Origin of the sequence: Arenimonas soli, assembly GCF_014643775.1 — a bacterium.
GTDB classification, from domain to species: Bacteria; Pseudomonadota; Gammaproteobacteria; order Xanthomonadales; family Xanthomonadaceae; genus Arenimonas; species Arenimonas soli.
Genome location: NZ_BMKC01000001.1, coordinates 904,269 through 921,945, shown reverse-complemented (window position 1 = coordinate 921,945; position 17,677 = coordinate 904,269). Strand labels below are relative to the sequence as shown.

The window sequence follows — 17,677 nt, the reverse complement described above, 5'->3', positions numbered from 1 at the left end:
GGTTCTCGGTTGGACAGGGAGCGGCGAGTATAAAAATTGCCTCCCGGCCCGCACAGAGACCTTATCGCTGTCGGGTTTAGCGCTGCTTACCCAGGTGCCCTGCTTCTTCGGCGATGATTTCCAGCGCATTACGATCATCGGCCGTGAGCGCCTGCTCCGGACGTTCATACAGCCAGTCAACATCGCTGGCGCGGATGCGGGCCGCTTCTTCAGGCTGGCCGCTTCGTTCCAGGGCGGTCGCCAGCCCCCAGCCGATCTGGGCCTTCGGAGGGTCACCCGGCTTGCGTTCGGCCTGCCCCTTTTCCCGCAGCGCCTTGAATTGCTCCACGGCCTCGGACCATCGTCCGGCACGCAGGTCGCTGTAGGCCTGGATGCGATCGATGGCTTCGGTCTGCGGATGCTTCTTGCCCAGGACGTCCAGGGCCAGCGATTTGGCGCGATCGATCTGGGCCTGCACGACGGGTTTGGGCCGGTTGGCGCGATGCAGGGTTGCGGCGTGGTTGACTTCGACAAACACGGTGTCGGGATGTTCCGGGCCCAGCACGCGCCGGCGCGCCTGCAGCAGGTCGGCTTCCATCACCAGCGCTTCGTCGAACCGGGATCGTCGTGCCAGCAGGGCCGCGAGATTTAGCTTGGTTCGCAGGGCCCCGGGGGAATCGGCGCCATACAGCCGCTGGCGTGCCTCCAGCACCTCGCGCATCAGGGCTTCGGCTTCGTCGAAGTCGCGATGCGAAAGCAGCATGTTGGCCAGGTTGCCCCGCTCGACCAGGGTCCGCGGATGTTCGGCGCCGAACTTCCGTTCGCTGACGGCGGCCAGCTCGCGCTGCAGCGTGACGGCGGCCTCCACGTCTTCAGCGATCGCCCGCATCACCGCCAGCCGGCCCATCGTCGTCAGCGTGGCCGGGTCTTCGGGCCCCAGGGCCTGTCGGCGCCGTGCGAAGAGGTCCTCGAATATTTCGCGGGCTTCGTCGGCCTCACCCATGCGCCCCATGCTCAGGCCCAGGTCCTCGGCCAGGTCCAGCAGCACGGGATCGTCCTCCGCCCGCATTTGCCGTTCGCGCGCCAGCAGCGCCTGCTGCATCGCCAGGCCACGCGGCCGGTCCCCCTGGGCGAAGACTGCCCGCGCCTGCTGGCGTTCGGTCTCGACCCGGACCGGATCGCCCGGCGGCAGTGATTGCGCAAGCGCCAGGGTGGCTTCGACCGCTTCAAGCGTCTGCCCGGAACCCCGGACCCAGAACATCGCCTCGGTTTGCAGGTTGCGGGCCTCCAGCGTCTCGCGCGCCGCGGGGCCCTGGGTTTGGGCGAAATAGCCGGCGACCTCCGCGAACAGCGTTTCGGCCTGCTCGTGCAGGCCCAGGGCAAGCTGCACCCGGGCCACCGACCGCCGCAGCTGGGCTGCCAGTGACGGCTGGTCGGAAAAATCACGGGCGATGGTTTCGCGGGCGCTTTCAAGGATCTCCAGGCCCACCAGGCTGCGTGCCAGGTCGGCGGGACTGGCAGCGGCAAGCGCCTGTTCCAGCGGCGCCAGGGCGTCGGGGTCGGCCTTGCCCACCTGATCCCGAAGGCCGTTGGCGATCCCCAGGCCCATGGCCTCGACGTCGATGTCCTCGAGCATCGACTGCTGGAACGCCGCCACGCGTTCAAGATCGGCGCTGCGCTGTTCGGCCAGCGCGCGCTGCTCGCGCGCCTGCTGCAGGCCATACAGCGACAGGCCAAGCCCGACCAGCACCGCCAGCGACACCGCGCCGGCGGCGGCGACGGCCAGCCGGTTCCGGCGCAGGTACTTGCCCAGCGCATACCGACGGCTTGGCGGCACCGCCTGCAGGGGCTGGTCGTCGAGGAAACGCTGCAGTTCCTGGGCCAGCTCGGCCGCCGAGCTGTAGCGTTCGGCGCGGTCGCGGCGCATGGCCTTGAGCACCACCCAGTCCAGTTCCGAGCGCAGCACCTGGCGCAGGCGCGGCTGGCTCAGGCCCAGCTGGCCGGCGCGCGCGGCGGCATTGCCCGGGGCCAGGGTTTCGATCTGCGCCGACGGCGGGCGGACCGTCGTGCTGGCCGTGTGCGCCGCCGCCGGGGTGTCGTCGCCAACGCCGGGACGGCGCCCTGCCAGGAGTTCGTACAACAGCACGCCCAGCGAATAGACGTCGGAACGGGTGTCGACCTCGACGCCCTCCATCCCGGCCTGCTCCGGGCTCATGTAATCGGGCGTGCCGGCGCGCTCGAGTTCGCCGGCGCGTTCACCGGCGGCCAGGGAGCGACTGGCCGCGGTGGCGATGCCGAAATCGATGATCTTGGGCAGCGGCCGGCCGTCCACTTCGGCCACCAGGATGTTGCCGGGCTTGAGGTCGCGGTGGATGACGCCCTTCTGGTGTGCGTGCTGCACGCCTTCGCAGACGCGGATGAACAAGGCCAGCCGTTCGCGCAGCGGCAACCCGCGCTGTTCGCAGAAACTGGTGAGCGGGCTGCCCTCGATGAACTCCATCACGAAATAAGGGAAACCCTCGGGCGTGGCGCCGGCGTCGTAGACCTGGGCGATGGCCGGGTGCTTCATCTGCGCCAGCAGCTGGCGCTCGATCTCGAAGTAGGCCAGGTGGCGGGCATCCAGGCGCCGGGCGTGCAGCAGCTTGATCGCCACGGTGCGCCGGACCGGTTCGAGCTGGCCGGCGCGGTAGACCTCGCCCATGCCGCCCCGGCCCAGCAAGGTTTCGATGCGGTAACGACCCAGGCGGGCGCCCGGCGCCTGCGCGGCGCCGGCGGCATCCGCGCCCAGGTCGCCGGCGCGCGTCTGCAGGCCTTCGGTTGGTGCCAGGTCCTCGTCTTCGGTGCCCGCCATGCCCCCTCCCCCTTGCTGCCCGCGATGTTAGCGCATGGCAAAAGCCGGCCGGCCCCGGCCCGGGCTAGCCGGCCAGTTTCCCGGACAATTGCCGTTAAACTCGCTGTCACGCCCGCTCGCCTGCCGACGATGAGCCAGAACGACCAGGACCCCGTCACCACGCAGCTGACCCTGCTCAGCGACGGCCCGCGCAGCACCGGGCCACGTTCGGCCTGCGTGGTCGTCATCCACGGTGAAGGCCTGGGAAAACGTGCCGACCTGGCCGACGAAACCGTGGTCGTTGGCCGTTCGCAGGACTCCGACCTGCATATCCCGCACAAGTCCGTGTCCCGGCACCACTGCGAGATCTGGCGGGACGGCGACCACTACCGCATCCGCGACCTCGACGCGACCAACCGCACCCGGGTCAACGACCAGCCGGTGACCGAATCGCTGCTGGCCGACGGCGACCACATCACCCTGGGCGAATCGATCCTCAAGTTCATCAGCCATTCCAGCGTCGAGGCCCGCTACCACGAGGAGGTCTACCAACTTGCCACGCACGACGCGCTGACCGAACTCTACAACCGACGGCACTTCGTCGAACTGGTGGACAAGGAGATCGCCCGCGCCAACCGCCATGGCCGGCCGCTGGTGATGTGCATCATCGACGTGGACCTGTTCAAGCCGGTCAACGACCGCTTCGGCCACATCGCCGGCGATGGCGTGCTTCGCCAGCTGGCGGCGATCGTGCGCGGCTTCGTCCGGGGCGAGGACATCGCCGCGCGCATCGGCGGCGAAGAGTTCGCGGTGATGCTGCCGGAAACCGACATCGAGGCCGCCCGCGCTTTCGCCGACCGCCTGCGCGAAGCGGTGGCCGCCGACACCTTCGTCCTGGAGGGCGAGCCACACCGCCTGACCATCAGCATCGGCATCGCCGGCCTGGTGCCGGGCCGCGAAGAACGAAGCGACCTCATGAAGGCCGCCGACCTGGCCCTTTACCGGGCCAAGGACGAAGGCCGCAACCGGGTCTGCGTCGAAGCCTAGGCGCCCGAGCCGCCGTATCGCCGGGCGACGTACTGGTCGATGACGCCGACGAGTTCATCGGCGATGTTTTCGCCGCGCAGGGTCATGGCCTTCTGGCCGTCGATGAAGACCGGCGCCGACGGCGCTTCGCCGGTGCCCGGCAGCGAGATGCCGATGTCGGCGTGGCGCGACTCGCCGGGGCCGTTGACCACGCAGCCCATCACCGCCAGCGACAGGTTTTCAACGCCGGGGTACTTGAGCTTCCAGACCGGCATCTGGCCACGCACGTGTTCCTGCACCTTCTGCGCCAGCACCTGGAAGAACTCGCTGGTGGTGCGGCCGCAGCCCGGGCAGGCGGTGACCAGCGGGGTGAAGGCGCGCAGGCCCATGGTTTGCAGCAGTTCCTGCGCGACCTGCACTTCAAGGGTGCGTGCGGCGCCGGGCTCGGGCGTCAGCGAGATGCGGATCGTGTCGCCGATGCCTTCCTGCATCAGCACGGCCAGCGCGGCGCTGGACGCGACCATGCCCTTGCTGCCCATGCCGGCCTCGGTCAGGCCCAGGTGCAGCGGGAAGTCCGAGCGCGCCGCCAGGTCGCGATAGACCGCGATCAGTTCCTGCACGCCGCTGACCTTGGCCGAAAGCACGATGCGCTCGCGCGCCAGGCCGATCTCGACGGCGCGTTCGGCCGATTCCAGCGCCGACACCACCAGGGCCTCGCGCAGCACGCGGGCGGCGTCCCAGGGTTCGGCGCGGGCGGCGTTTTCGTCCATCAGGCGCGCGGCCAGGGCCTGGTCGAGCGAGCCCCAGTTGACGCCGATGCGGACCGGCTTGCCGTATTCGATGGCCTTCTCGACGATCGCCGCGAACTGGGTGTCGCGCTTCTTGCCGAAGCCGACGTTGCCCGGGTTGATGCGGTACTTGGCCAGCGCCTCGGCGCAGGCCGGCTCGGCCGCCAGCAGGCGGTCGCCGTTGTAGTGGAAGTCGCCGACGATCGGCACCGGCACGTTCATCATGGCCAGCTTGTCCCGGATGCGCGGCACCGCGGCGGCGGACTCGGGGTTGTTCACCGTCACGCGCACCAGTTCGGAGCCGGCGCGCCAGAGTTCGGCCACCTGCTTCACCGTCGCGTTCACGTCGGCGGTGTCGGTGTTGGTCATGGACTGCACGACCACCGGGGCGCCGCCGCCGATGCGGACCGGACCCACCGCCACGGCGCGGGTTTCGCGCCGCGGCATCGCCTTCGCCTCGCTCATGCCGGTTCGCCTTCGCGGGCTTCGCGGGCGTCGGCGTCGCCGCCCTCGGTCGACGTCGGCAGGCGTTCGCCAAGCAACACGTAATCGCCGGCGTTGAGCAGCACTTCGACATCGTCAAGCAGGTCGGGACCGCGCATGCCCACTTCCGGGAAGTGGCTGGCGGTGTCGTGGATCACTTCGACACGGCTGCCCGATTCGATGGAGGCACTGCAGACGAAACACCGGCCCACGCTGCCGTCGATCGGGAATACTTCGACCGCGCGCTGCACCTGCCGGCTGCCGCCGTCGGCGCTGACCACGCGCAGGGCCACCGGGCTTGAACGCCGTGACAGCAGCTCGACGCCGGCGGACAGGCTGCCGTCGGTTTCGTAGCGCAGCCAGCGCATCACGCCGACCATCCAGTCCGGGTCGTCACCCCCTTCGCCGAAGCCCAGGCCGACCAGTTCGCCGACCTTGGCGCGGGCCTGCTCGGCGCTGTCCCAGGCCATGCGGTATCCGCCCAGGCTCTGGTCGAGAACCCGCGCGGTGAAGCGCGGCACGCGGGTCATGCTGGCGCTGCCCTGGGTCCAGGCGGCGCCGGCGATCACGTGCACGGTGCCCTGGGCCGACTGGCGCATGAAGGTGTCGAAGTCGCGCTGGCCTGCGAGCAGGTAGTGCAGCCCGCTCAGGCCCAGCACGGTGTCCAGCGAATGCCCGGCCGGCAGGCGCATCAGGCCGCGCGCCGCCATCTGGCCAAAGGCGCGGCGCAGCCGGATCAGCAGGTCGTTGCCGACCGCGACCGACAGGCCCGGCGTCGGCGCCAGCTGGCCCTGGCCGTCGCGAACGCGCTCGAGCGCGCGGTCCACGTCGGCCGCGAAGGGCGCCAGGTCCAGCCAGGTTGAGGGGGCTTCTTCGGGGACGCCGCCGCCGGGGCCGCGGTCGGCGTCCTCGGGCACCACCGGTGCGATGCCTTCCGGGGCACGGGGTACCAGGCTGCAGCGCGCGGCGTAACCGCGGGATGCCGGCCATAGCGCGTCCTGTTCCGACTGCGCGAAGGCATAGGGATTCACCGAGGCCATCAGCAGTGCCTGCAGGTAAAGCGTGTGCACGTCATGGCTGCCGCCGGCGGCCTTGTCTTCGACCGACTTGCGCTCTAGCTTGAGCGCGCTGGCGAAACGATGCAGCCGGTGCAGTCCCTGCCAGGCGCCGGCCGGCGCCGGGCGATAGACGCGCCAGGCCATGGCCAGGGCGCGGACGTAATGCCAGGCCGAACGTTCCAGCGCCGCCAGCACGTTGCCGCCACGCAGGAAGGGCACGCTGCCCGAGGGCGCACAAAGTTCGCAGGCGGCCTGCCGGTAGCCCAGGGCCAGGTCGAGATGGAACTTGCCGGCGGAGGCGGCCGAGCGGGCCTTGTCCGGCGGCAGCGGCAGGGAGCTGCCGGAAAAACCGCCTTCGAGCAGCGCGATCGCTTCGAGCGCGGTGCCACGCAGTTCTTCGAGCGCGGCGAACCGCTGCCCGCCGTCCAGGCGCTGGCCGGCCAGGCCTTCCAGGGCGCGGGCGATTTCCTGCTCGGCGGCCTGGGGGTTGGCGCGCGGCAGGGCCGCGACCCAGGCCTTCACCTTTTTCGGGTCAGCCGGGAAACGCACGGCACCCCCCACGGCGGGTGGCAGGTCCTGGCACAGACGGCGGTAGCTCTCGCTCATTCGGGATCCTCGTGGCGGGCACAGTTTAGACCGGGCCGGGGGCCGGCCCCACCCCCCTTGAACGGCAGCGGGTATCCTGTGGGGCCGTCCCCGGCCCGAGCCATGTCCACCCTAGCCCGCGAACGCCAGGTCCTGCGTCCGTCCCAGCTCAATGCGCTGGCGCGGGATCTGCTCGAGGGCAGCTTCCCGCAGGTCTGGGTCGAGGGCGAAATCAGCAACTTTTCCCGGCCGGCGTCGGGCCACGCCTATTTCACGCTCAAGGATGCGCGTGCCCAGGTGCGCTGCGCCCTGTTCCGGTCCAATGCCGCCCGCCTGCGCTTCGCGCCGCGCGACGGCATGCAGGTGCTGGCCCGCGGCCGGCTGACGCTTTACGAGGCGCGGGGTGACTACCAGCTGGTGCTCGACCACCTGGAGGAGGCCGGCGAAGGTGCCCTGCGCCGGGCCTTCGAGGAACTCAAGTCCCGGCTCGCCGCCGAAGGCCTGTTCGATGCCGGCCGCAAGCGCCCGCTGCCGGCCTACACCCGACGCCTGGCCGTGCTCACCTCGCCGCGCGGCGCGGCGATACGCGACGTACTGAGCGTCCTGGGGCGGCGTTTCCCACTGCTCGACGTCGAGGTGCTGCCGGTGCCCGTGCAGGGCGACGGTGCCGCCGCGCAGATCCTGGACATGCTGCAGCGGGCCGGGCGGAGTGGTCGTTACGACCTGATCCTGCTCACCCGCGGCGGCGGCTCGCTCGAAGACCTCTGGGCCTTCAACGACGAAGCCCTGGCCCGGGCCATCGTCGCCTCGCCGGTGCCCGTGGTGGCTGCCATCGGCCACGAGGTCGACGTCAGCCTGGCCGACTTCGCCGCCGACCTGCGTGCGCCCACGCCCTCGGCGGCCGCCGAACTGCTGGTGCCCGACCGCGGCGAGCTGATCGACCGGCTGCGCCGGGACCGCCAGCGCTTCGACGCCCTGCTTGCCCGCGCCCTGGGCGCCCAGGCCCAGCGCGTGGACCAGGCTTTCCTTAAGCTGCAGGCCCTGCGTCCGCAGCTGCGGCTCGAGCGCGGACGCCACCGGCTCGATGCCCTGCGCCATCGCCTCGACCAGGCCTGGCAGGCGCCGTCGGCCCGGCGCGGCGAACGCCTGTCCCGCCTGCTGCGGCGACTGGACCAGGCGCATCCGCGCCGCCGCCTGGAAGCGCACCGCCATCGCCTGGCCCTGCTCCAGCGCGCCCTGGCGACCCTGCCGGCGCGTCTGCTGGAACCGCGCCGGCAGCAGCTGCGCGGACTGGGGCGGGCACTGGAAAGCGTCAGCCCGCTGGCGACCCTGGCACGTGGTTACGCCATCGTGTTCGACAAGGAAGGCCAGGTGCTTCGCCGGGCCGCCGACGCCCGCGACGGCGATCGCCTGCGGGCACGGCTGGCCGACGGCGACCTGACGCTGAAGGTGGAGTCCGGGGACGACTAGTCGCCGGCCCGGGGCGGTTGCCCCAGCGGCAGGGAGTGCGCGAACTCGACGCCGGCCGCCCGGTCGTTCTTGGCCCGGTACATGGCTTCGTCGGCGCGCCTGAGCAGGCTTTCCGAATCGTCGCCGTCCTCGGGGAAGCGGGCGATGCCGATGCTGGCGCCCACCACCACCCAGTGGCCTTCTATGGGGACCGGCCGGCTGATCGCCGCCTGCACGCGCGCCGCCACCGCACGCAGCCAGTGTTCGTCGTCACCGCTCTGGACGGTGACGATGACCAGGAACTCGTCGCCGCCCATGCGCGCCACCAGGTCGCCCGGCCGCACCGAATCGCTGAGCCGGCGGCCGATCTCCGCCAGCAGCATGTCGCCGGCGGCATGGCCATAGGTGTCGTTGACCGGCTTGAAGCCGTCGAGGTCGAAACTAAGCAGCGCGAACCGGGTATCGCCCCGGCGCCCGCGGGCGATCATCCGGGCCAGGCTGTGCAGGGCGAGGCGACGGTTGGGCAGGTTGGTCAGCACGTCGCGTCCCGCCAGGCGGCGGATTTGCTGGCGGTCGTGCAGGATGCGCGTGATCGCCAGGGCCGCCAGCAGGCTCAGGCCCAGGCGGGCCGGGAACCCCGGTGTCTGCCACCAGGCGCGTGCATCCCAGCCTTCCAGCGGCACCGCCGAAATCAACCAGCTGCCGCCGGGAAGGAAGGCCGGCACGCGCACCGCGTCCGCCGACGCCGGCAGGCGCGCGCCGCGGATGATGTCGCCGCCCGGGCCGGCGGCGTCGCGGCCGACGATGCTGAGCTGCAGCTCCTTTTCCAGGTTGAGGATGCCGGCATCGCGCATCACCCGTTCGTGGTCGAGCACCAGGCTCACCGCGCCCCACAGCCGCGGCACGCCATCGCGCTCGACCCACAGCGGAATGCGGATGGCCAGCGCGCGGCCGCCCTGGCGCAGTTCGAAGGGTCCGGCCAGCAGCGGACCGTCCTCGCGGATGGCACGCAGGGTGGCGTGTTTCTGCACCGGGTCCGCGAGCAGGTCCAGGCCCAGGGCCGCCTCGTTGCCCGCTTCCGGATAGACCGAGGAAATGACGAAGCCGGGAGCGAGGCTCAGGTCGCGGATCTGCGGCTGGCCGCGCACCAGCTCGGCGGCGATGGCCTTGAACTCGGCGTCGGAAATGCCCTCCTGGCGGATCACCTGCACGGCCAGGCCGCGCACCAGACCCACGTGGGCATAAACCTGGGTTTCGAGCTGGGCGCGGAAGTCCGAGAGTTCACGCTGCACCCGCGACTGGCGTTCGCTGAGGTAGCGCTCGCGCTCGAGCTGCGCCGTGCTGATGCTCAGGTAGACGCCCAGCGCCAGCACCAGCAGCCCCACGAACAGCGGCTTGCCCGGTCGCAGCCAGCCGCCGGCCAGGTCGGCGCCGGTGGCGGGAAACGATTCGGTAGTGGCGTCGGGGCCAGCCATCGCGGCAATGTACAACGCCTGCGGCGGGCCCGCCCGGATGCGCTTCACCCGCCCGGGGAAAGACCGTACCCTCAGCCCATGCAGGGTGAGCCGACCGACGAGGATCTGATGCTGGCCTTTGGTGCCGGCGATGCCGGCGCCTTCGAGACCCTCTATTCCCGGCACCGGCTGCGCCTGTTCCGGCACCTGCAGCGCCAGGTCCGCGACGCCAGCCTCGCCGAAGAGCTGTTCCAGGACGTCTGGCAGCGGGTCATCGCGGCCCGCGAACGCTACCGGCCGGAAGCCAGGTTCAGCACCTGGCTGCACCAGGTCGCCCACAACCGCCTGACCGACCACTGGCGCGCCAAGTCGCACCGGCCCGACGCCCCGGATGACGCCCGCGAGCTGGCCGAACGCTTGCCCGACCCCGACACGCCCGAGCGCCAGCTTTCCGCCTTCGAGGAGCGCCGGCGCCTGCAGCTGGCGCTCGAAGAACTGCCGCCCGACCAGCGCCAGGTGCTGCTGCTGCGCCTGGAGCAGGAGCTGAGCCTGGAGGAAATCGGCGAAATCACCGGCGTCGGCCGGGAAACCGTCAAATCCCGCCTCCGCTACGCCATGGACAAGCTGCGCGCGAGGCTGCGGCCATGATCCGTCAACCCCGTTCCAGCCGGTGGCCCGTTGGAAGCCTTGCCCATCCCAACCGGAGCCACCCCATGCGCCAGATCGCCGTCACCGCCCTCGCCCTCGCCATCGCCGCCGGCTGCGCCCACCGCGCCGACGACAGCGCCGCCCACCAGGCCGCCAGCGCCGACGCCCAGGAACAACGCCGCGAACAGGACCGCAGCCGCGCCAAGCGCGCGGAACTCGAAGCCGTGGAAGTGTCCGGCAGCCGCCTGCTCAGGGACCCGGTCGCGGCGGCGCCCGCCGCGCCTCCCGTCCCGACCAGCTACATGGCGATGCCGCGGCCGGCGGTCGAACGCAATACGGAAAACTATGCCGCCTTCGAAGACAACGGCATCCAGCGCACCGCCGAACAGCCGGTATCGACTTTCTCCATCGACGTCGACACCGGCAGCTACAGCAACGTTCGCCGCATGCTGGCGCAGGGCATGCTGCCGCCGCGCGACGCCGTGCGGGTCGAGGAAATGATCAACTACTTCGACTACGGCTACCCGGCGCCCACCGACCGACGCCAGCCCTTCCGCGTCAGCACGGAACTTGCGCCCGCGCCCTGGGACGACAAGCGCGTGCTGATGCAGGTGGGCCTGAAGGGTTACGAGGTGGCGCGCGAGCAGATTCCCGCCAGCAACCTGGTGTTCCTGATCGACACCTCGGGTTCGATGAACTCGCCCGACAAGCTGCCCCTGCTCAAGGAAAGTTTCCGGCAGATGGTGCCGCGCCTGCGTGCGCAGGACCGGGTGTCGATCGTCGTCTACGCCGGCAGCGCCGGCCTGGTGCTGCCGCCGACCCCGGGCGACCACCACGGCGAGATCCTGGCGGCGCTGGGCCAGCTTGAAGCCGGCGGTTCGACCAACGGCGGCGAAGGCATCGACCTGGCTTATGCGATGGCCCGGCAGGGCTTCGTCGAAGGCGGCGTCAACCGGGTGATCCTGGCCACGGACGGCGACTTCAACGTCGGCGTCTTCGACCAGCGCGCGCTCGAGACCAAGGTCGAGGCGGGCCGCAAGGCCGGCGTCGCGCTCACCACGCTGGGCTTCGGCCAGGGCAACTACAACGACGCGCTGGCGGAGAAGCTGGCCGACGTCGGCGACGGCAACCACGCCTACATCGACAACCTGATGGAAGGCCGCAAGGTGCTGGTCGAGGAGATGGGCTCGACCCTGCTGACCATCGCCAGCGACGTGAAGATCCAGGTCGAGTTCAACCCGGCCCAGGTCGCCGAATACCGCCTGGTTGGCTACGAGAACCGCCAGCTGGCGCGCGAGGACTTCAACAACGACCAGGTCGATGCCGGCGAGATCGGCGCCGGGCACGACGTCACCGCCCTGTACGAACTTTGCCTGGTCGGCATGGGCTGCGAATCCAGCGACGCGCTGCGCTACGCCGCGCCCGCGCCGCAGGCGGCAGGCACCGGCGAAATCGCCTTCCTCAAGCTGCGCTACAAGCAGCCCGGCCAGGCGCGCAGCGTGCTGGTCGAACAGCCCATCCGCCGCCAGGACCTGCGCGCGAAGGCCGGCGAAAGCCTGCGTTTTGCGGCGGCGGTCGCCGCCTACGCCGACCTGCTGCGCGGGGGGCGTAACATGTCGGGCTTCAGCTGGGACCAGGTGGACGCCCTGGCGCGTGGCGCCCGCGGCGACGACCCCTGGGGCTACCGCGGCGAGTTCCTGCAGCTTGTGGCGCAGGCCCGTTCGCTGGCGCCGGCACCGGGCCCCGACACCCACATCAGCCAGGACTGACGCATCCCGATGAACAGCCCGCAGGACCCGCGCAAGGACCCGCTGCAGGACGATGAAGTCGCCCTGGCCCGGGTTCTGCGCGCCCTGCCGGGCGGCGAACCCTCGCCGCAGGTGGATGCCGCCATCCTGGCGGCGGCCCGCAACGCCACCGCGGCCTCGCCGGCGCAGCCACACCGCCGCCGCGGCCTTCCCGGCTGGGCGCTGGGCACGGCGGCCGCGGCGGTGCTGGCGGTGGGCATCGGCCTGCAGCTGCAGCCCGGACGCAATGCCCTGCCCGATGGCGTCAACGCTGAAGCGCCGGCGTCGGCGTCGGCCACGGACGCCGAACTGGAACAGGTCGAAGTGACCGGCTCGCGCCTCAAGCGCACCGAGACCGACGAGGCAGGCACGGTCGAGCCACAGGCCAAACCCCTTGAATCGCCCCGGTTCGTGGAGCCACCTGCGCCAGCCGCGGTGGTTGCTCCCCCGCCCCCGCCTCCGGCGGCGCCGCCGGCACCGCCACGGCCAACCGCGCCGCCCGCGGAACCTGGACGCGAAGCCGAAGCCGCTGCCGCCCGGGTCCTGGCGGACGACGTCCGCTCCCGCGAAGACGCGGCCTCGGCCGAACGCGAACGCGGCGCAGCCCGCAGGCAAGAAGCCCGCGTGGCCGCGCCGGTGGCCGCGCCCGCGCCGACCCGGGAAATGGCCGAAAGCGCGGGCGCCGCACCGCCTTCGGCCTTCGGCGCCGACGAGGTGCTGCCGCCGGTGGCCGACGACAGCCGGCTTGCGCCCGACGCGTGGCTTGAGCGCATCCGCGACCGAATCCGCCAGGGCGACCGCGCCGGCGCCAGAGCCAGCCTGCAGCGCTTCGAACGCGCCCATCCCGACATCACGCTGCCGCCAGACCTGGCCGCGTTCCGGCCGTGACCGCGGCACAAACGCTTGCCGGCCCGGCCACGTTCGAGCTGGAGGCCAAACGCAGTCGCTTCCTGGCCCGTGCCGCGCCGGTCGAATCACCCGAGGCCGCGCTGGCTTTCCTGCACGAGGTCGCCGACCCGCAGGCCACGCACAACTGCTGGGCCTACCGGATCGGCGCCGACTACCGTTCCTCCGACGACGGCGAGCCCGGCGGCAGCGCCGGCCGCCCCATCCTGGCCGCCATCGAAGGCCAGGGCGTGGACCAGGTGGTGGTGGTGGTCACCCGCTGGTACGGCGGCACCAACCTGGGCGTGGGCGGGCTGGTGCGTGCCTACGGCGGCGCCGCGGCCGAGTGCCTGCGCACCGCCGCGCGGCGCGAACTGGTGCCCTGGGTCGGGGCCGAACTGGCCTGCGGCTTTGAACTGGCCAATGCCGTGCATGGCCTGCTGGCCGAGTTCGGCGGCGAAAAGCTCGACGAGGCCTTCGACGAAGCCGGCCTGCGCCTGCGGGTGCGCCTGCCCGACTACACTGTCGATTCCCTGGCCCGGCGCCTGCGCGACATCAGCCGCGGCACCGCCAGCCTGCGCCCCGACGAGACCCCTTCCCCATGACCGCCACTCCGGCCCAGAAGCCGCCCGTGAATTCGCTGCGCGAACTGCTGCCCTTCGTGCGGCCGCACCGCGGCCTGGTGGCGGCCTGGCTGGGCGCGCTGGCGCTGTCGTCCAGCGCCACGCTCGCCCTGCCGGTGGCGGTGAAGTACATGATCGACCAGGGGTTCACCGGCGGCAGTGAAATCGACCGCTGGTTCGCCCTGCTGTTCGGCGTGGCGGTGGCGCTGGGCCTGGCGACGGCGGCGCGCTTTTATTTCGTCACCCTGCTGGGTGAACGCGTGGTCGCCGACCTGCGCCGGGCCCTGTACGCGCACCTGCTGTCGCTCGACCAGGCCTTCTTCGAACGCACCCGCGCCGGCGAACTGCTGTCGCGGCTGTCCGCCGACGCCGAACTGCTGCGCAGCGTGGTCGGGTCCAGCATGTCAGTGGCGCTGCGCAGCGGCATCACGGTGCTGGGCAGCGCGGTCATGCTGGCGGTCACCAGCCCGCGGCTGGCGCTGTTCGTGCTGCTGGGCATCCCGCTGATCGTGCTGCCGATGGCGTTTTCCGGCCGGCGCGTGCGCAGCGTCGCCAAGGCTGCCCAGGACCGCGTCGCCGACGCCAACGCCCGCGCCGGCGAAACCCTGGGCGCGATGCACACCGTGCAAAGCTACGCCCGCGAATCCTACGAGGCCGGGCGCTTCGACCAGGCCGTGGCGCTGGCCCTGGGCGTGGCCCGCAAGCGCATCCGCCTGCAGGCGGCGCTGACCGCCCTCGTCATCGTGCTGGTGTTCGGTTCGATCACGGCGGTGCTTTGGGTGGGCGCGCGCGATGTCATCGCCGGCGAGATGACCGCCGGCACCCTGGGCCAGTTCGTGCTCTACGCACTGATCGGTGCCGGCTCGGTGGGCGCGCTGGCGGAAGTGTGGACCGAAGTGCAGCGCGCCGCCGGCGGCATGGCGCGCATTTCCGAACTGCTGGGCGAACGTTCCCTGCTGCCGGTGCCGGAGACGTCCGAACCGCTGCCGACGCCGGTGCAGGGCCGCCTTTCGCTGCGCGGCGTGCGTTTCCACTACCCCACCCGGCCCGACGCGCCGGCGCTGGACGATTTCAACCTGGACCTGCAGCCCGGCGAAACCGTGGCCCTGGTCGGTCCCTCGGGCGCCGGCAAGAGCACGGTGCTGCAGCTGCTGCTGCGTTTCCACGACCCCGAGGCCGGTTCGATCACGCTCGATGGCCACGACCTGCGTGGCATCGCCCCGATGCAACTGCGTGCACACATCGCCCTGGTGCCGCAGGACCCGGTGATCTTCGGCACCACCGCCCGCGAAAACATCCGCTACGGCCGCCTGGACGCCACCGACGAACAGATCCAGGCCGCCGCCCGCAGCGCCGAAGCGCACGACTTCCTGGCCAGCCTACCCCAGGGTTACGACAGCGAACTGGGTGAACGTGGCGCCCGCCTGTCCGGCGGCCAGCAGCAGCGCCTGGCGATTGCCCGCGCCCTGCTCAAGGACGCGCCGGTGCTGCTGCTCGACGAAGCCACCAGCGCGCTGGACGCACAAAGCGAACGCGCCGTGCAGCAGGCGCTCGAACGCCTGATGCGCGGCCGCACCACCCTGGTCATCGCGCATCGCCTGGCGACGGTGCTCAAGGCCGATCGCATCGTGGTGATGGACCAGGGCCGCATCGTCGCCCAGGGCACGCATGCGGAACTACTGGCGCGCGGCGGCCTCTACGCCGACCTGGCGCGCCTGCAGTTCGACCACGGCCCCGCCGCGGACTGAATTCAGCCCAACGCGTCCAGGAAGCCTGGCGGCAGCCCATGACGCCCCAGCCAGCCGCGCTGGGTACCGGTCAGCACCCGCAGCATCTGGCCACGCCCACCCGGCAAGCGGCCCATGGGCAGGAAGAAGCGGTCGCGCAGCCAGGCCAGGCTGTCGGCCTCGGACTGGAACACCGGCGTCAGCCAGCGGCTCCAGAACTGGTAGATCGCCACGTGCCGGCGGCGTGCGGCGCCATAGGCGGCCAGCGCGGTTTCGACTTCATCCGAACCACGCAGTGCATCGCGCAAAGCCAGGGCATCGAGCAGCGCCATGTTCACGCCCTGCCCCAGCTGCGGGCTCATCGCATGCGCGGCGTCACCCAGCAGGGCCAGGCGACCGCGCGACCAGGCGCCGGGGATGGCGTCGCGGTAGCGGGCCTGCGCCAGCTGGGCGGAGTCCTGAATCGATTCGAGCATCGGTGCCAGCGCTGGCCAAAGCGAGCTTGCCCGGTTTTTCCAGGCCGGCAGCCCTTCACGCGACCAGTCCGGCAGGGCCGCGGCCGGCAGGCTCCAGAAAAAGCTCAGGCGCGGCGTGGCATCACCCGGGCGCGCGCCCACCGGCAGCATGCCGGCCATCTCGCGGGCGCGGCGGTAGCGCTGCCGGAGCTCACTGCGCCAGGGCCAGTCGGCTTCGGGCAGCAGGCACCAGAGCGCACCCCAGGGATAGGGCCGGTCCAGGCGCGGCGCACCCACCGAAGCCCGCAGGCAGGAGGCCGCGCCGTCGGCGGCCACGATCAGGTCGTAGGGGCCATGGCGGCCACCTGATTCGTCGAGCAGTTCGCGGCCACCGGGCGCCAGCGCGCGGATGCGCCTGCCGACGCGCACGTCGCTCGCGCCCGGCCAGGCGTCCCGCAGCAGTTCGAACAGCGCGTTGCGCTGCAGGCCCAGCCCGAAAAGGCGCGGGTCGAGGCCGGCATAGGCCATGTCCATGACCGCCCGGCCGCCCTCGTTTTCGCCATACAGGCGATCGACCCGGCGGCCCAGCGCCAGCGCCGGCGCCAGCAGGCCCAGTTCCCACAGCGCCGACAGCCCGGTGGGCTGCAGAAGGAAACCGGCGCCGACGGGCCGCAGCGCGGGTGCCTGTTCGAACACCTCGACCCGGTGGCCGTCGCGCGACAGCGCCAGCGCCGCGGCCTGGCCGCCGCTGCCGTATCCGACGATGGCGATGTCGAGCGCTTGCATGGAGCCCCCTTCAAAAAACGAAGCCCCGCACGCGGCGGGGCTTCGAAGTCTTCGCGTTGGCGTGGTTCAGACCGGCGACACGTTGGCGGCCTGCGAGCCCTTCGGACCCTGCACCACCTCGAAGCTGACCCGCTGGCCTTCCTGCAGGGAACGGAAACCCTGCGAGCTGATGGCCGAATAATGCACGAACACGTCGGCGCTGCCGTCTTCGGGGGCGATGAAACCAAAACCCTTGGCGTCGTTGAACCACTTCACGGTACCGAAACTCATGTCTTGCCCTCACTTGCTGTAGGAACTGTCGTGCTCCGCGTGCCGATGGCTCGGTCCCGTGCACGGCCCGATTATGAACAAGGGCAAAACGGCTGACAATTACCCCAGCAGGGCTTCGAGCAGGCCCGGCAGGCCCGCACTGGCGGCCTCGACGTTGGCCAGCACCTCTTCGAGCGTGATTTCGGCGGCGTCACCGCAGCCCGCCGCCCAGTTGGCCACGATGGCCAGGCAGGCGTAGTCCAGGCCCAGTTCGCGGGCGAGGCCGGCTTCGGGCATACCGGTCATGCCGACCAGGTCGCAGCCGTCGCGGCGCATGCGGGCGATTTCGGCGCGGGTTTCCAGGCGCGGCCCCTGGGTGGCGCCATAACAGCCGCCGTCCACCAGCGCCACGCCGGCCTTGTTGGCCGCGGCCAGCACCGCGGCGCGCAGTGACGGCGTGTAGGGCTCGCCGAAGTCCACGTGCAGCACCTCGCCGCCCTCGCCGTCCCAGAAGCTGGACGTGCGGCCCCAGGTGTAGTCAATCAGCTGGTCGGGCAGGCCCAGCACCTGCGGGCCCCAGGCGTCGGTGATGCCGCCGACGGTGTTCACTGCGAGCACGCGGCGGGCGCCCAGGTCCTTCAGGCGCCAGAGGTTGGCGCGGTAGTTCACCCGGTGCGGCGGCAGCGAATGGCCTTCGCCGTGCCGGGCCAGGAAGCCCACGCGGCGTCCGGCCAGCTGGCCCACGCGCACGGGCCCGGAGGGCGCGCCATAGGGCGTGTCGCCCTCGACGGCCTGAACGCCGGTCAGCGCCGCGAGGCGGTAGAGGCCGGTGCCGCCTATGACGGCCAGGTCGAGTGGCGGCATG

The 17,677-nt window shown here is 71.4% G+C and carries 14 protein-coding genes; 7 read left to right on the top strand and 7 right to left on the bottom strand.

From position 1 onward, the window contains the following. Positions 1-76: 76 nt before the first annotated feature. Positions 77-2,830 (bottom strand): serine/threonine-protein kinase, encoded by a 2,754-nt coding sequence (locus IEX13_RS04410; protein WP_188661690.1) that lies wholly within the window; start codon positions 2,828-2,830, stop codon positions 77-79. A gap of 129 nt (positions 2,831-2,959) precedes the next feature. On the opposite strand from IEX13_RS04410, the gene IEX13_RS04405 reads away from it, so the two are divergent. Beyond that, on the top strand, positions 2,960-3,856 hold the full coding sequence (locus IEX13_RS04405; RefSeq protein ID WP_188661688.1) for a GGDEF domain-containing protein: 897 nt from the start codon (positions 2,960-2,962) through the stop codon (positions 3,854-3,856). On the opposite strand, the gene ispG is transcribed toward IEX13_RS04405, so the two are convergent. Next, a complete protein-coding gene (ispG, locus tag IEX13_RS04400) occupies positions 3,853-5,088 on the bottom strand; it encodes a flavodoxin-dependent (E)-4-hydroxy-3-methylbut-2-enyl-diphosphate synthase (RefSeq protein ID WP_188661686.1) in 1,236 nt (411 codons plus the stop codon). The two genes, IEX13_RS04405 and ispG, sit on opposite strands and share 4 nt — an antisense overlap. Further along, positions 5,085-6,770, bottom strand: a complete 1,686-nt coding sequence (locus IEX13_RS04395) for a hypothetical protein (RefSeq protein ID WP_188661684.1) — start codon at positions 6,768-6,770, stop codon at positions 5,085-5,087. The genes ispG and IEX13_RS04395 overlap by 4 nt, the downstream gene beginning before the upstream one ends. A gap of 102 nt (positions 6,771-6,872) precedes the next feature. Between IEX13_RS04395 and xseA the strand changes: the two genes are divergently transcribed. Next, positions 6,873-8,219 (top strand): exodeoxyribonuclease VII large subunit, encoded by a 1,347-nt coding sequence (gene xseA / locus IEX13_RS04390; RefSeq protein ID WP_188661682.1) that lies wholly within the window; start codon positions 6,873-6,875, stop codon positions 8,217-8,219. Here xseA and IEX13_RS04385 read toward each other — a convergent pair. Continuing rightward, entirely contained in the window at positions 8,216-9,673 is a 1,458-nt protein-coding gene (locus IEX13_RS04385) for a diguanylate cyclase domain-containing protein (RefSeq protein WP_188661680.1), read from the bottom strand. The two genes, xseA and IEX13_RS04385, sit on opposite strands and share 4 nt — an antisense overlap. Positions 9,674-9,751: 78 nt before the next feature. On the opposite strand from IEX13_RS04385, the gene IEX13_RS04380 reads away from it, so the two are divergent. The 5 genes from IEX13_RS04380 to IEX13_RS04360 all read left to right on the top strand — a co-directional run bounded on the left by IEX13_RS04380 (position 9,752) and on the right by IEX13_RS04360 (position 15,343). Then, positions 9,752-10,300 carry an RNA polymerase sigma factor gene (locus IEX13_RS04380; RefSeq protein WP_188661679.1) on the top strand — a complete coding sequence of 183 codons (549 nt, stop codon included), beginning with the start codon at positions 9,752-9,754 and terminating at the stop codon, positions 10,298-10,300. A 65-nt stretch (positions 10,301-10,365) separates the two neighbouring features. Continuing rightward, the gene (locus IEX13_RS04375; protein WP_188661677.1) at positions 10,366-12,069 is read left to right on the top strand and encodes a vWA domain-containing protein; all 1,704 of its coding nucleotides are present in this window, start codon (positions 10,366-10,368) and stop codon (positions 12,067-12,069) included. Positions 12,070-12,078: 9 nt separating this feature from the next. Further along, positions 12,079-12,975: a hypothetical protein gene (locus tag IEX13_RS04370; RefSeq protein ID WP_188661675.1), complete on the top strand. Its 897-nt coding sequence runs from the start codon at positions 12,079-12,081 to the stop codon at positions 12,973-12,975. Then, positions 12,972-13,577, top strand: a complete 606-nt coding sequence (locus IEX13_RS04365; protein ID WP_188661673.1) for an IMPACT family protein — start codon at positions 12,972-12,974, stop codon at positions 13,575-13,577. The genes IEX13_RS04370 and IEX13_RS04365 overlap by 4 nt, the downstream gene beginning before the upstream one ends. Next, positions 13,574-15,343, top strand: a complete 1,770-nt coding sequence (locus IEX13_RS04360; RefSeq protein ID WP_188661672.1) for an ABC transporter transmembrane domain-containing protein — start codon at positions 13,574-13,576, stop codon at positions 15,341-15,343. The genes IEX13_RS04365 and IEX13_RS04360 overlap by 4 nt, the downstream gene beginning before the upstream one ends. A 2-nt stretch (positions 15,344-15,345) precedes the next feature. Here IEX13_RS04360 and IEX13_RS04355 read toward each other — a convergent pair whose 3' ends face one another. From IEX13_RS04355 to IEX13_RS04345, 3 genes are all read right to left on the bottom strand, one after another. Then, positions 15,346-16,563, bottom strand: a complete 1,218-nt coding sequence (locus IEX13_RS04355) for an FAD-dependent oxidoreductase (protein WP_188661670.1) — start codon at positions 16,561-16,563, stop codon at positions 15,346-15,348. Between the two features lie 66 nt (positions 16,564-16,629). Further along, positions 16,630-16,833 carry a cold-shock protein gene (locus IEX13_RS04350; protein ID WP_188661668.1) on the bottom strand — a complete coding sequence of 68 codons (204 nt, stop codon included), beginning with the start codon at positions 16,831-16,833 and terminating at the stop codon, positions 16,630-16,632. Positions 16,834-16,932: 99 nt separating this feature from the next. Beyond that, positions 16,933-17,676: an S-methyl-5'-thioinosine phosphorylase gene (locus IEX13_RS04345; RefSeq protein ID WP_425488996.1), complete on the bottom strand. Its 744-nt coding sequence runs from the start codon at positions 17,674-17,676 to the stop codon at positions 16,933-16,935. Between the last annotated feature and the right edge of the window lies 1 nt (position 17,677).

Excerpts from the sequence above, each read along its gene's own strand:
- IEX13_RS04410 (WP_188661690.1), bottom strand. The coding sequence starts at position 2,830 with ATGGCGGGCACCGAAGACGAGGACCTGGCACCAACCGAAGGCCTGCAG.
- ispG (WP_188661686.1), bottom strand. The coding sequence starts at position 5,088 with ATGAGCGAGGCGAAGGCGATGCCGCGGCGCGAAACCCGCGCCGTGGCG.
- IEX13_RS04345 (WP_425488996.1), bottom strand. The coding sequence starts at position 17,676 with ATGCCGCCACTCGACCTGGCCGTCATAGGCGGCACCGGCCTCTACCGC.
- IEX13_RS04360 (WP_188661672.1), top strand. The coding sequence starts at position 13,574 with ATGACCGCCACTCCGGCCCAGAAGCCGCCCGTGAATTCGCTGCGCGAA.
- IEX13_RS04350 (WP_188661668.1), bottom strand. The coding sequence starts at position 16,833 with ATGAGTTTCGGTACCGTGAAGTGGTTCAACGACGCCAAGGGTTTTGGT.
- IEX13_RS04375 (WP_188661677.1), top strand. The coding sequence starts at position 10,366 with ATGCGCCAGATCGCCGTCACCGCCCTCGCCCTCGCCATCGCCGCCGGC.
- xseA (WP_188661682.1), top strand. The coding sequence starts at position 6,873 with ATGTCCACCCTAGCCCGCGAACGCCAGGTCCTGCGTCCGTCCCAGCTC.
- IEX13_RS04395 (WP_188661684.1), bottom strand. The coding sequence starts at position 6,770 with ATGAGCGAGAGCTACCGCCGTCTGTGCCAGGACCTGCCACCCGCCGTG.
- IEX13_RS04370 (WP_188661675.1), top strand. The coding sequence starts at position 12,079 with ATGAACAGCCCGCAGGACCCGCGCAAGGACCCGCTGCAGGACGATGAA.
- IEX13_RS04405 (WP_188661688.1), top strand. The coding sequence starts at position 2,960 with ATGAGCCAGAACGACCAGGACCCCGTCACCACGCAGCTGACCCTGCTC.
- IEX13_RS04380 (WP_188661679.1), top strand. The coding sequence starts at position 9,752 with ATGCAGGGTGAGCCGACCGACGAGGATCTGATGCTGGCCTTTGGTGCC.
- IEX13_RS04385 (WP_188661680.1), bottom strand. The coding sequence starts at position 9,673 with ATGGCTGGCCCCGACGCCACTACCGAATCGTTTCCCGCCACCGGCGCC.
- IEX13_RS04355 (WP_188661670.1), bottom strand. The coding sequence starts at position 16,563 with ATGCAAGCGCTCGACATCGCCATCGTCGGATACGGCAGCGGCGGCCAG.